This window comes from Streptomyces sp. 3N207 (genome assembly GCF_052246355.1).
Taxonomy (GTDB): Bacteria; Actinomycetota; Actinomycetes; order Streptomycetales; family Streptomycetaceae; genus Streptomyces.
Map to the genome: position 1 here is coordinate 1 of NZ_JBQQBV010000049.1, position 11,018 is coordinate 11,018.

An 11,018-nucleotide genomic window follows, 5' to 3' on the forward strand; every position below is an offset into this window, starting at 1 on the left:
CCGGCGACCACCTCGCTGATGTCGCCGACGCCACCGAACGCGGCATCCACCGCATCAACGAGAACCACCGACTCCCCTGGGCCTTCCTCACCCACACCGGGCTGGTCATCCACCCCCCACACCCACACAACTAACGAAAAGCTCAGTAATACGTTTTGGTCCGTACCAGTTGGGAGCGTGGTCGGTGGTCCGGCCGGTTGCCAAGGGTCGCGAGGAGATTCGATGAGCACGCAGATGGCGGTCGAGGTGGCCGAGCAGCCCGCCGCGGTACGACGCACTCTGCGGGCGCTGACCGCGCTCCGACCGGCGATCCGGGAGCTCGCCGCGGGTCGCCGGCAGGTGCTCTTCGCGGCGCGTGGGTCGAGCGACAACGCCGCCGTCTACGGCCGCTACCTGCTCGAGACGCACGCGGGTGTGCTCGGGGCATTGATCTCGCCCAGCGTGGCGACGCACTACCGGGCGAGACTCGACCTGTCCGATGCCGTCGTGGTGTGCGTGTCCCAGTCCGGCTCGACGAGGGAGATCGTCGACACACAGGCATGGGCGCGGGAGTGCGGGGCCGCGACCGTCGCCGTCACCAACGTCGACGGCTCGCCGCTGGCCGTCGAGGCCGATCTCGCGCTGGTCACGCAGGCCGGCCCCGAGCTCGCCGTCCCAGCCACGAAGACCTACCTCACCCAACTGGTCGCGATGGCGGTGCTTGGGACCGCCATCGCCCCCTCGCTGGAGGATCTCGACGAGGAGCTCGCCCGGGTCGCCGACGAGGTCGAGCGGCTCATCGGCGACCCGGGCGGTGTCGGCGCTGCCGTCGAGGCGCTGCGCGACGCGGCTTACACGGTGGTCTCGGGCCGCGGGCTGATGATGGGCACCGCGCTCGAGACCGCGCTCAAGCTGGAGGAGACCTGCCTGCGGCCGGTGCGCGGCTACTCGTACGCCGACCTGCGGCACGGGCCAATCTCGGTGGTGACCTCGGGCGTCACCGCAGTGCTCGTCGCTGCTCCGGACGGACCGCTGCTCGCGCCGCTGGCCGGGCTCGCCGACGACCTCGCCGGCCGGGGCGCCACCGTCGTGGGCATCGGCGGCGACGCGCGCTTCGGCGCCGCCTGCGCCGTGCACGTGCCCGGTCCGGAGCTGCCCGAGGCGCTGGCCCCACTCGGGGCCATCGTGCCCGCCCAGTTGGTCGTCGAAGGCCTCGCGCGCAAGCTCGGCCTCGACCCGGACAACCCCCGTGGCCTCGCGAAGGTCACCGCAACTGACCCACACTCGTGACTCGCTCACCTGAGCCAGTCGGGAACCGCTCTCATCAAGGAGGAACAACCATGAGCAAGGCCGAGCAGATCCTCGCCGGACTCGGCGGGTCCGCCAACGTCGTCGAGATCGAGGCGTGCATCACCCGTCTCCGGACCGAGGTGCGGGATGGGTCGCTCGTCGACGAGACCGCGCTCAAGGCCGCCGGGGCCTATGGCGTCGTCGCCGCGGGCAACGTGGTGCAGGTGGTCGTCGGCCCCGAGGCGGACAACATCGCCGAGGACATCGAGGACCTGATGTGATCACGGTGCTCGCGCCGTGCCCCGGCCGGCTGGTCCCGCTTGCCGAGGTGCCCGACCCGGTGTTCGCCGCCGAGATGGTGGGTCCGGGAGTCGGCATCGACCCCGATCCCGGCGAGGTCACCGTCGTGTCCCCAATCGCTGGCAAGGCGCTGAAGGTGCACCCGCACGCGTTCGTCGTGCTCGGTGAGGACAGCGTCAGCATCCTCGTGCACCTCGGCATCAACACCGTCCGGCTCGAGGGTCGGGGCTTCGAGGTGCTCGCCGAGGAGGGCAGCACCGTTGAGGAAGGCGGCCCGATGGTGCTCTGGAATCCGTCGACCATCTCCGGTCCGGACATGTCCCCCATGGTGCTCGTCGTCGCGATGGACCAGCCCAAGGGATCGGTGCGGGTTCCCGAGCCGGGCGGCGTCGCGCTGATAGGGGAGAAGCTGTTCGAGGCCGGAGGCTGACCCCGGCGCTCAGCCCGGCGTGACCTCGCCGGTGGACATCAGGCGTTGCGCAGGCAGTGCCTCCGCGTCGGCGGTGACCGCGGCCATCTGCGGGGAGCGCAGCGCGGCACCGTCGGCGAAGTCGAGCTGGGCCACGAGGTACCGCGCGCTGCCCCTTCCCAGGGCGGCACGGGGCTTTGTTCGTAGCGATGAGGGCCGGTGGCGGCTGGTGCGGCCGGATCGCTGAAGTGTGGTGTGCTTGGTGAAGGACAGAACGAGGGCCGCCCCGGTAGGGGCGACCCTCGTAGTCGTCGTTGGCGGTCAGCCCGTGGCGAGCTTGTTGCTTCAGCACGAGCGAGGTATCCGGGGTGCTGGCTGATCTTCCGGTAGATGGCCTCACCACTGTCGTGGAATTCACGCGTGAGAGGTGCGGGATCGGCGAGAGGTGACTTCAGGATGTGCTTCCCCTCGTACCGTGGAGACCGTGAGAGCAGGGCAAGTTGGGAGTCATGGCATCCAGGCAACGCGTGTATGACGCTGAGTTCCGTGAGGGCGCGGTGCGGATCGTCAGGGAGACCGGGAAGACGATCCCGCAGGTCGCGGAGGAACTGGGCATCAATCCCGGGACTCTGCCTCGTGGGTGTCGCGGGCGAAGCGCAACGGCTCGCCCGACGCCCCGGCGGCGTCGCCGTCACCGGCCGGCCGCTTGCGGGGGCCCGAGCGAGAGGAGCTGGAGCGGCTGCGGGCCGAGGCACGGGAGAAGGACCAGCGCGTCCGCGAGCTGGAGATGGAGCGTGATGTCTGCAAGCGATTCGTGGCCCTCTGGGTGAAGTGATCGCGGCTGAGCCTGCGGTTGTCGCGGAGTTCATCGGTAACCAGAGGGCCGAGCACGGCGTCCCGTACCGCGTGGCCTGCCGGGTGCTGGGGGTGAGCGAGTCGTGGTTCTACAAGTGGATCAAGGATCCGGTGACGAAGCGCCAGGGGCGCCGGATGAGTCTCGCGGAGGAGACCAAGCGGATCTTCGATCAGTCCGGGGGCACCTACGGCTCCCCGAAGATCTTCATCGAGCTGGTGCGCGCCGGCTGGCGAGTGTCGGTCAACACCGTGGCCCAGCTCATGGCCGAGTTCGGCCTGGCCGCCCGCACGGTGCGCCGCCGGCCCGGCCTGACCAGTCCCGGCAGGCGCCCGGCGGCCCCGGACTGGCTGCGGCGCGACTTCAGCGCGGCTGCCCCGGACACCGTGTGGGTCGGGGACATGACCGAGATCGACACCGAGGAGGGCAAGCTGTACCTGGCAACCGTCATCGACCTGTACTCCCGCCGGCTGCCGGGGTTCGCCACGGGCGCCCATCACGACGCGGAGCTGGTGGTCGCGGCGCTGAACATGGCCGCCGCCACCCGCGGCGGCGGCGTCTCCGGGGTGATCTTCCATTCGGACCGCGCCAGTGAGGGCGGATTCAATCGGTCGTCGCAACACTGGCTTGCGCTGATCGTAGGTGATCGTTGAGGGCTTCCGCAGGTGTCTTCCAGCCGAGGGTCTTGCGTGGGCGGGAGTTGAGGACGGCCGCGATGGCGGCGAGTTCGTCAGCGTCCCATCGGGCCAGGTCGGTGCCCTTGGGTGCCTCTGTGCTTGTCAAGCCAGTCGTTCTGGGGGCGTAGGCTCGGTTGTGGCGGGTCCGGGAAGTGACTTGTCCGAAGAGCTGGCCATCGGGGTTGGGCCGGCCGCGCTGGATGCTGTAGTCGCCCCCCGGTTGTCCTCCTGGGCCGTCCGGGTGCGGCGGTGCTCGTCGGCGACCATGGTGCGCCAGACGTGATCAGCCAGTCGGCGTTTGAGGCAGCGTTGGGCTTCGCGGGGTGTCGTACCTTCTGCGAGCTCGGCTTGGTAGTAGGTGTGGCCCCGCATGCCAGGCATGCGGATCTGCGTGATCGCCACGGTATGCAGTGCCGAGTTGAGCTGGCGGTCGCCGCGCCGGGACAGGCGGTGGCGTGTGCGGTCCGCGCTGGCGATCTCGATCGGAGCGGTGCCGGCGTACTGAGCGAAGGCGCTTGCGGTCGGGAAGCGGGTGGGGTTTCCGGTCCGGCCGAGGAGGCGAGCGGCGGTCACGGCTGCGATGCCGGGAGTATCGATCAGTCGGCTTTCGGACTCCGTGACGAGCTCGGCCATGGCTTTGGTGTAGTCCTTCAGCTTCGTGTCCCATGTTCGGATCTCAGCGATCAGGTCAATGGCGAGGGCATGGCGGGTGAGTTCGGCCGGGCCGACGGGGACGACCGACTCCAGCAGTTGCTCGGCTTTGGCAGCGGACAGATCGCGCGGCGCCCCTCCGGGCCGGTGCGGCAGCGGGTCCGTGGGCTTCGGGAAAGCTGGAACGCGTGGCCGATGACACGGTCCGGATCGCTCTTCACCTGGTCATGATGTTGCGGGAACGGCGCGGGCCAGGGGCTCCAGGTCTACGTAGATTGCTGCGTGCAGTGCGGCTGCGATTTCGCGAGCCCTCTCCTCGCTCTCCAGGTCGGACAGCACGTAGTAGACCGGGCCGGAGTAGAGGGAGTACTCGCGGGTCTCCCGGTTACGGGCAAGGCGGGTGAAGGCGGCCCGGATGGCGTCCTGGGCGGCCTCGTCGACGACGTGCCCGGGGCCGACGGAGAGTTCGTCCGCCTTCACCAACCACTGGTCCCCCTGGCGCTCGATGCCGATGAACACGGCCCTCTGCTGCTTGGCTGCCTTGTAAGCGTCGTAAAACGCCTCGGGGCTGGTGACGTCCGGGATGTCGGGAGCGGGGCAGGGAACAGGAAGCGGCTGCATGATCAGCATCGTGCCAGGTGGGGATGCCGGGGCGACGGCGACCCAGCCGGGAGGTGAAAAGCGTGCTGCTGGTCTTGGCAGACCCACGGCGAGGAACATCCGGCCGAAAACTCGCGTAAGTCTCCTGCTGCACGGTCAAGATCCCTCTCAGCGCCAACCGCTGTACCGATGTTCCTACCGACGCCAATTGCATCGGATGCGAATACGCGACATCCGTCCTGGCAGCGGAGCATGACGAGAGGTCAGTGGTCTGACCGGGGGCGGGGGTCTGCACCGACGCCCGGTTCCACCGTAGCGACGCCGTCGCGACAGTAGGCGGCTTCTCACTCCTTCGAGCGACTGAGCTGCGAAAACGCTCCCGGCTCGCATTGGATGCGAAATTCTCGCATCCAATGCGATAGACAGAGAGTGAGGACCGATGGGCGAGGATGTTCTCGCGCCGGGGTCTGCCCGGCTCCAGCTCGTTGACGGTCTGCCGTTGCTTCGGCCCGACGAGCAGGTCTTTGAGTCGATGCTTCAGGGGTGGCGCAACCAACAGTTCGCGCGCAATCTCTCGCCCGGATACATCGAAGACCAGGAACGTACGGTCCGCTCGTTCGCCCGTCACGCGGATGCGATGCCGTGGGAGTGGACCCCGCAGCACGTCGACGACTGGTCGGCCGACCTGCGGGCCGTCCACGGCTGCGTCCGCTCCACCCTGCGCAATTACCAGGGCTCGGTACGGCTGTTCTGTGCCTTCCTGGCCAACCGGCCTACGGCTGGGTTGAGGAATGCATGCGCCATTTCGGTACGCACCCGGTGCAGGTCGTCCACGAGTGGAACGCCGCCGCACACGCCGACGAAGCAGAGGGCGAGCCCGAGCGACGGGCCTTCATCCGGCCTGAGCTGGAAACGTTCTTCGACCACGCCGACGAACAGGTTCTGCGGGTGCGGGGCAAGGGCCGCAAAGGGTGGCTGCCGGCCTTCCGGGACGCCGCGCTGTTCAAGACCGCCTACGGCTACGGACTGCGTCGGCGAGAGACGCGGATGCTCGACCTCACCGACTTCGGCCGCAACCCTCAAGGCCCCGAGTTCGGCGACTACGGCACCCTGCAAGTCCGTTACGGCAAGGCGAAGAAGGGCTCACCGCCCAAACGCCGCACCGTACTGACGGTCTGGCGTTGGACCCCGGAGATCATCGAGGAGTGGATCAGCGAGGTCCGGCCCGGTATGCGCCACTCCACCGGCCCGGCCTTGTGGCCGTCCGAACGCGCCCGTCGAGTCGGCCTCCAGCGGCTGGACTCCCGCTTCGCCGCCTACCGTGACGCACTCGGTCTCGATCCCGCGTTGGAGTTCCACTCGCTGCGCAGGTCCTACATCACTCATCTGATCGAAGACGGCTTCGACCCGCTGTTCGTCCAGCAGCAGGTCGGCCACGACTACGCCTCCACGACCGCGATTTATACCTGCGTCTCCTCCGACTTCCGCACCCGCACGCTGCGTCGAGCCCGGGACGCCACGATCGAGGCCGCCCTGCGGCCGGGAAGGACTTCGTGATGCCACGCCAGATCAGCTACCGGTGGCGACTGCGGGAACTCATGGCCGCCCGCGGCATGTTCACCGTCGCCGAGCTGATGCCGCACCTGGTCGAACGCGGCATCACCCTGTCCTCCTCTCAGGTCCACCGCCTCGTCTCCGGCACCCCGGAACGGTTGTCCCTGCCGGTGCTGGCCACCCTCTGCGACATCCTGGATTGCACACCGGCCGACCTGATTGCCACCTCGGCACAGAACCTCCCGGTCCGCCGGGCCGTTGGCGAAAAGGCCCCGATCGATCTGTCCGCCCGACGGCCCAAGCGCGTCCGCCTCACCCCGGAGTCATGAGCCCGGCCTACCGCACCCACGATCAATACGAGCGCTGGCACGTCCGCGACTGCACACGTTGCGGCCGACGGGCGGCCAAGGCCGCCGAGTGGAGCGACGGACCGATCTGCCGCACCTGCTTCGAACGGGCCATGCGCGTCCGCGGGCAGTGCCCCGACTGCGGCACCACACGGCTCCTTCCCGGCAAGGCTCCGGACGGGGCCGCCGTCTGCCGCGACTGCGCTGGCATCACCCGCAACTTCTTCTGCGACCGGTGCGGATTCGAGGGCATGCTGCTGGGCGGACGCCTCTGCGAACGCTGCACTCTCGCCGACCAGCTCACCGTGCTCCTGGACGACGGCACCGGCCGCCTGCACCCCGTCTGGTCCCCCTCCACGACCTGCTGGTGAACATGGAACGGCCGAAGAGCCGCCTGAACTGGCTGCGCAACCCCCAGGTTCCAGCGCTGCTACGCGACCTCGCCTCCGGGCAGGTTCTGCTCACCCACGAAGCCCTCCAAGACCTCCCGAACTGGCGGACGACCGCCTACCTCCGTGACTTGCTGATGGACAGCGGCGTCCTCCCTCGCGTCGACCGCCGACTCCTGCTCTTCGAGCGGTGGCTCGCCGAACGTCTCGCCTCCACCGAGGACCTTGAACATGCCCGACTCCTCCAGCATTTCGCGCGCTGGCACCGGCTCCGCAAGCTCCGGGCCAAGGCTCTCGAAGGGCCCTTGGGCGCCAACACGACGCAGGAATGCCGACAGCAGATCATCCAGGCCGCAGCGTTTCTCCGGTGGCTCGTCGAACGCGGCGTCCCCCTGGATGCAACGACTCAGACGGACCTCGATGCCTGGCATGCGGAGAAGTACGCCACCCGGCGACCAGCACAGCCATTCCTGCGCTGGTGCATTGGCACCCGCCGCATGCCCCGCCTCTCCATCCCGAACAGGCCGACGACGAACCCGAACCCGCTTGGCCAGCACCAACGACTCGCCACTCTGCGACGAGTGCTCGCCGACGGCAGTAGCGACCCGCGAGTCCGGATCGCCGCCTGCCTGGTTCTCCTCTTCGCCCAGCCGGTAAGCCGAATCGTCCGCCTGGCCACTGACGATGTCCTCCGCGACGACACCCACGTCTTGCTGCGGCTTGGTGACCCTTCCTCGCCGGTCCCGGAACCCGTCGCGACGCTGCTGCTGGACTACATCACTGCCCTGCCCGGCAGAACAGCCGCAGTGAACGCGGAGTCCCGCTGGCTCTTCCCCGGCCGCCGAGCGAACCAGCCGATGCCCCCGGGCACCCTGCGGGACGGACTACGCGGGCTCGGTGTTCACCTCCAGCGGGCCCGGACCTCATCGATCCGTCACCTCGTCCTCCAGGCCCCGGCCCCCGTCGTCGCCAAGGCTCTCGGCTATCACGACAAGACGGCCACCCGCCTGGTCACCGAAGCCGGAGGCACCTGGTCCCGATACGCCCCCGGCGACCACACACGGTGATACCAGCATTGTGTTCCTGCGGCTACTCGGGCAACTGAGGGGAGTGGGTGCGGAGCCATTGTCCCGCCCAGGCCCTGAGGTCTTCCGCGCCGTTGGCCTTGGCCAGACACCGTCGCACTCGCGCCTCCCATGGTGAAGTGCTCGCCTCCCGGGAGCGCGTCGCGCAGCTGGCCACGCTGGTGCAGGGGCGATTTCGTGCCAGCCGGTGTTGAGAGGTCAAATCGCCTGATACAGAGTGCCGTTCACCGGGAGGTGTTCCTCTGCCCAGACGATCTTGCCGTCGGCCGTGTATCGAGTACCCCAACGGCGGGCCAGCTGCGCTACGAGGAAGAGGCCGCGGCCGCCCTCGTCGGTGGTCCGTGCGTGGCGCATGCGTGGTGAGCTGTTGCTGGCGTCGGAGACTTCGCAGATGAGCGTATCCTGCCGGATCAGGCGCAGCCGGATGTGCCCGTTGCCATAGCGGAACGCGTTGGTGACGAGCTCGCTGACGATCAGCTCGACGGTGAAGTTCAGGCTGTCCAGTCCCCAGGCGGTGAGGCGGTCGGTGGTCAGGGAGCGGGCGTCTGCGACGACTGACGGGTGGGAGGTCAGCTCCCAGGTGGCCACTTGGTCCTCGCTGAGGGCGTGGGTGCGGGCAAGGAGTAGTGCGACGTCGTCGTCGGGTTCGCCGGTGAGCACGGAGTTCAGGACGGTTCCGCAGAGTTCGTCGAGCCGCGCCTCGCGGGAGGCCAGTGCGTTACGGAGCCGGGTAAGGCCTACGTCTATGTCCTGGTCGCGACTTCGTATCAGGCCGTCGCTGTACAGGGCGAGGGCGCTGCCGTCGACGATTTCGAATTCGGTGGATTCGAAGGGCAGGGCACCAAGGCCAAGCGGAGGCCCGGCGGGCAGGTCGGGGAAGGTCACCGAGCCGTCCGGGGTGATGACTGCGGCAGGGGGGTGGCCGGCGCGGGACATGGCGCACTTACGCGTGACCGGGTCGTAGACGACGTACAGACAGGTAGCGCCGAGCGCGGCGGGAGCCAGGGACGGGTCGGCGGTCTGCTCCTCGTCGATCAGGCGCAGTACCAAGTCGTCCAGGTGGGCCAGCAACTCGTCCGGCGGGAGGTCTATGTCCGCCAGGGTGCGAACGGTGGTGCGAAGTCGCCCCATGGTGGCTGCGGCGTCGATACCGTGGCCCACGACGTCTCCGACGACCATGGCCACCCGGGCCCCGGACAAGGGGATCACGTCGAACCAGTCGCCGCCCGCGCCATCGGAGGAATGGGCGGGCAAGTAGCGCCAGGCGACGTCGAGGGTGCTGCCGCCATTGAGGCTGCGCGGGAGCAGGCTGCGCTGCAGAGCTAGCGCGGTGCTGTGCTGCCGGGTGTAGCGGCGGGCGTTGTCGATGCTCACCGCCGCGCGGGCCACGACCTCTTCCGCGAGGAGCAGGTCGTCCTGCTCGAAGGGGTCGCGCAGTTGCCAGCGGATGAACCTGACGACGCCCAGAACATCGTTGAGGGCGCGGATCGGGACCAGTATCAAGGAGAGGGAACCGTACTCGTGGATCTTCGCGGCTCGAGCCAAGTCTGTTGCGAACCAACCTCTGGTTGACGCACCCGGCTGGGCTTCCAGGCGGGAGCGCCCGTCATGCATGCACTGCATTTCGGGTGAGTCGGGATGGAAGTCGACGGCCTGCCCGGTCGCCGCGACCGAATCGGGCAAGCCTTTGTGGATCGACTGCTGTCCAGCACGGCGCATCTGCGGCGGATGGAGGTGAGCCCCAGTACGCGGTGTGTCGCCGCGTACCACCGATTCCAGGAGGTCGACGGCGACGAAGTCCGCCAGGCGCGGCACGCTGACGTCGGCCAGGATCTGCGCGGTGTGCATGACGTCCAATGTGCTGCCGGTCTGTGCTCCAACCTCGTTCAGCAAAGCGAGCCGCTCCCGAGCCCGCCAACGATCGGTGACGTCGAGGACCATGAAGGACACACCCAGCACCCGGTCCGCGGCGTCGTGGATCCGGAAGATGGACAGCGAGTACGCGCACGGCCGCTGTGGCTGCGTCTTCGTGCCGCCTCGTATGAGGTGATCGACCAGGGGCTGCCCGGTATCTAGCACCCTCTGCGTACGTGATACAATTCCCTCGACATCCAGCCTGAGATCCAATATGGGCAACACGTCCCGCAGACGCTTGCCCAACCGCTGCTCACGGGGGACGCCCCCGAGGCGCTCCAAAGCCTCGTTGACCCAGACAAAGCGAAGATCTCCGTCCAGCGCAGCCATACCTACGGGCGAAAGGGCGAGGATTCGCTCCAGCATCGGCAGGTCCGAATGCCACCACTCGTCGATCGGCTCCGAGCTGCGGCCAGCTGCACCTGCGCTGTCTGAGGCATCCATTTGCACTACACCTCGTCTCTGAGAGGCAACGCCTGACGTCTCCGGTCCGCTGGGGCTTCCAGATCGTGTCAGTCACTGGTTCAAGGATCGCACCGACCCGAAGTCGTCGCACTGTGTCTGTCGCTCACCTCAACTCGTGTGGCGCAGCACTGCGAGCTAACGCGGGGCATCGAACACATGCTCGATAGTGAGGTCTTTTCGACGCGTGGTGAAGCTCCTGGCGTCACCTGAATCACCAAAGAGCCAGCGGGGTGGCTGATCGTAAGCGGTGTGTGATCGCTTCCCGCGCGGCATGGCGAATGCCTCGGAATGATCACGTGATGTGTGTCAGTGCGACATCTCCGAGGCTGTCAGCGGCTCATGCCTACCACTAGATGATCAATTCCAAGGGGTCTGGGGCTAGGGCCTGTTCCAGGTTCCGATCATTGGTTTTGGGATTCGCCGGTGGCGGGCGGCTGGGCCTGGTAGTTGTCGAGGGTGGCGCGTGGTGATCTCTCGGATGCCGAGTGGGAGTTGGTGGAGCCGT

Annotated in this window: 13 protein-coding genes and 3 pseudogenes; 10 read left to right on the plus strand and 6 right to left on the minus strand. The window is 68.0% G+C overall.

The genetic code is table 11. The annotated features are described in order from the left end of the window. The first annotated feature begins 222 nt into the window (after positions 1-222). From ACTWP9_RS36315 to ACTWP9_RS36325, 3 genes are read left to right on the plus strand one after another with little or no spacing between them, the layout of a single operon-like run. A complete protein-coding gene (locus ACTWP9_RS36315) occupies positions 223-1,269 on the plus strand; it encodes an SIS domain-containing protein (RefSeq protein ID WP_443250590.1) in 1,047 nt (348 codons plus the stop codon). A 50-nt stretch (positions 1,270-1,319) separates the two neighbouring features. Next, a complete protein-coding gene (locus ACTWP9_RS36320) occupies positions 1,320-1,550 on the plus strand; it encodes a glucose PTS transporter subunit EIIB (protein ID WP_443250591.1) in 231 nt (76 codons plus the stop codon). After that, positions 1,547-1,999, plus strand: a complete 453-nt coding sequence (locus tag ACTWP9_RS36325; RefSeq protein ID WP_443250592.1) for a PTS sugar transporter subunit IIA — start codon at positions 1,547-1,549, stop codon at positions 1,997-1,999. The genes ACTWP9_RS36320 and ACTWP9_RS36325 overlap by 4 nt, the downstream gene beginning before the upstream one ends. Positions 2,000-2,008: 9 nt before the next feature. Here ACTWP9_RS36325 and ACTWP9_RS36330 read toward each other — a convergent pair whose 3' ends face one another. Together ACTWP9_RS36330 and ACTWP9_RS36335 are read right to left on the minus strand one after the other, a co-directional pair. Beyond that, a complete protein-coding gene (locus tag ACTWP9_RS36330; RefSeq protein ID WP_443250601.1) occupies positions 2,009-2,134 on the minus strand; it encodes a hypothetical protein in 126 nt (41 codons plus the stop codon). 170 nt (positions 2,135-2,304) lie between these two features. Next, positions 2,305-2,436 (minus strand): annotated as a pseudogene (locus ACTWP9_RS36335) (DUF3291 domain-containing protein); the annotation flags it as partial. 51 nt (positions 2,437-2,487) lie between these two features. On the opposite strand from ACTWP9_RS36335, the pseudogene ACTWP9_RS36340 reads away from it, so the two are divergent. From ACTWP9_RS36340 to ACTWP9_RS36350, 3 genes and pseudogenes are all read left to right on the plus strand, one after another. Next, a pseudogene (locus ACTWP9_RS36340) lies at positions 2,488-2,556 on the plus strand (transposase); the annotation flags it as partial. Positions 2,557-2,618: 62 nt separating this feature from the next. Continuing rightward, on the plus strand, positions 2,619-2,813 hold the full coding sequence (locus ACTWP9_RS36345) for a hypothetical protein (RefSeq protein WP_443250602.1): 195 nt from the start codon (positions 2,619-2,621) through the stop codon (positions 2,811-2,813). After that, complete coding sequence (locus ACTWP9_RS36350) at positions 2,810-3,484, plus strand: IS3 family transposase (protein WP_443250593.1); 675 nt, start codon at positions 2,810-2,812, stop codon at positions 3,482-3,484. Before ACTWP9_RS36345 ends, ACTWP9_RS36350 begins: the two co-directional genes overlap by 4 nt. Here ACTWP9_RS36350 and ACTWP9_RS36355 read toward each other — a convergent pair. The 3 genes and pseudogenes from ACTWP9_RS36355 to ACTWP9_RS36365 form a co-directional block, all read right to left on the minus strand. Beyond that, positions 3,435-3,623: pseudogene (locus ACTWP9_RS36355) on the minus strand (IS30 family transposase); the annotation flags it as partial. The gene ACTWP9_RS36350 and the pseudogene ACTWP9_RS36355 overlap by 50 nt on opposite strands. Further along, positions 3,611-4,141, minus strand: coding sequence for a transposase (locus ACTWP9_RS36360; RefSeq protein ID WP_443250594.1), 531 nt, complete (start codon positions 4,139-4,141; stop codon positions 3,611-3,613). The pseudogene ACTWP9_RS36355 and the gene ACTWP9_RS36360, both read right to left, overlap by 13 nt. Before the next feature lie 243 nt (positions 4,142-4,384). Then, complete coding sequence (locus ACTWP9_RS36365; protein WP_443250595.1) at positions 4,385-4,780, minus strand: hypothetical protein; 396 nt, start codon at positions 4,778-4,780, stop codon at positions 4,385-4,387. 774 nt (positions 4,781-5,554) lie between these two features. On the opposite strand from ACTWP9_RS36365, the gene ACTWP9_RS36370 reads away from it, so the two are divergent. The 4 genes from ACTWP9_RS36370 to ACTWP9_RS36385 are packed head-to-tail and all read left to right on the plus strand — an operon-like array spanning position 5,555 to position 8,116. Further along, a complete protein-coding gene (locus ACTWP9_RS36370) occupies positions 5,555-6,316 on the plus strand; it encodes a tyrosine-type recombinase/integrase (RefSeq protein ID WP_443250596.1) in 762 nt (253 codons plus the stop codon). Continuing rightward, complete coding sequence (locus tag ACTWP9_RS36375) at positions 6,316-6,642, plus strand: helix-turn-helix domain-containing protein (protein WP_443250597.1); 327 nt, start codon at positions 6,316-6,318, stop codon at positions 6,640-6,642. The genes ACTWP9_RS36370 and ACTWP9_RS36375 overlap by 1 nt, the downstream gene beginning before the upstream one ends. Continuing rightward, a complete protein-coding gene (locus tag ACTWP9_RS36380) occupies positions 6,639-7,031 on the plus strand; it encodes a hypothetical protein (protein WP_443250598.1) in 393 nt (130 codons plus the stop codon). The genes ACTWP9_RS36375 and ACTWP9_RS36380 overlap by 4 nt, the downstream gene beginning before the upstream one ends. A gap of 2 nt (positions 7,032-7,033) precedes the next feature. Beyond that, positions 7,034-8,116 (plus strand): hypothetical protein, encoded by a 1,083-nt coding sequence (locus ACTWP9_RS36385; protein WP_443250599.1) that lies wholly within the window; start codon positions 7,034-7,036, stop codon positions 8,114-8,116. Between the two features lie 216 nt (positions 8,117-8,332). Here the strand turns inward: ACTWP9_RS36385 and ACTWP9_RS36390 are convergent, their stop codons facing one another. Continuing rightward, positions 8,333-10,492, minus strand: a complete 2,160-nt coding sequence (locus ACTWP9_RS36390; protein ID WP_443250600.1) for a SpoIIE family protein phosphatase — start codon at positions 10,490-10,492, stop codon at positions 8,333-8,335. Between the last annotated feature and the right edge of the window lie 526 nt (positions 10,493-11,018).

Bases quoted from the DNA above. Each gene is read 5' to 3' on its own strand.
- ACTWP9_RS36315 (WP_443250590.1), top strand. From the start codon at position 223: ATGAGCACGCAGATGGCGGTCGAGGTGGCCGAGCAGCCCGCCGCGGTA.
- ACTWP9_RS36320 (WP_443250591.1), top strand. From the start codon at position 1,320: ATGAGCAAGGCCGAGCAGATCCTCGCCGGACTCGGCGGGTCCGCCAAC.
- ACTWP9_RS36360 (WP_443250594.1), bottom strand. From the start codon at position 4,141: ATGGCCGAGCTCGTCACGGAGTCCGAAAGCCGACTGATCGATACTCCC.
- ACTWP9_RS36365 (WP_443250595.1), bottom strand. From the start codon at position 4,780: ATGCAGCCGCTTCCTGTTCCCTGCCCCGCTCCCGACATCCCGGACGTC.
- ACTWP9_RS36370 (WP_443250596.1), top strand. From the start codon at position 5,555: ATGCGCCATTTCGGTACGCACCCGGTGCAGGTCGTCCACGAGTGGAAC.
- ACTWP9_RS36375 (WP_443250597.1), top strand. From the start codon at position 6,316: ATGCCACGCCAGATCAGCTACCGGTGGCGACTGCGGGAACTCATGGCC.
- ACTWP9_RS36380 (WP_443250598.1), top strand. From the start codon at position 6,639: ATGAGCCCGGCCTACCGCACCCACGATCAATACGAGCGCTGGCACGTC.
- ACTWP9_RS36385 (WP_443250599.1), top strand. From the start codon at position 7,034: ATGGAACGGCCGAAGAGCCGCCTGAACTGGCTGCGCAACCCCCAGGTT.
- ACTWP9_RS36390 (WP_443250600.1), bottom strand. From the start codon at position 10,492: ATGGATGCCTCAGACAGCGCAGGTGCAGCTGGCCGCAGCTCGGAGCCG.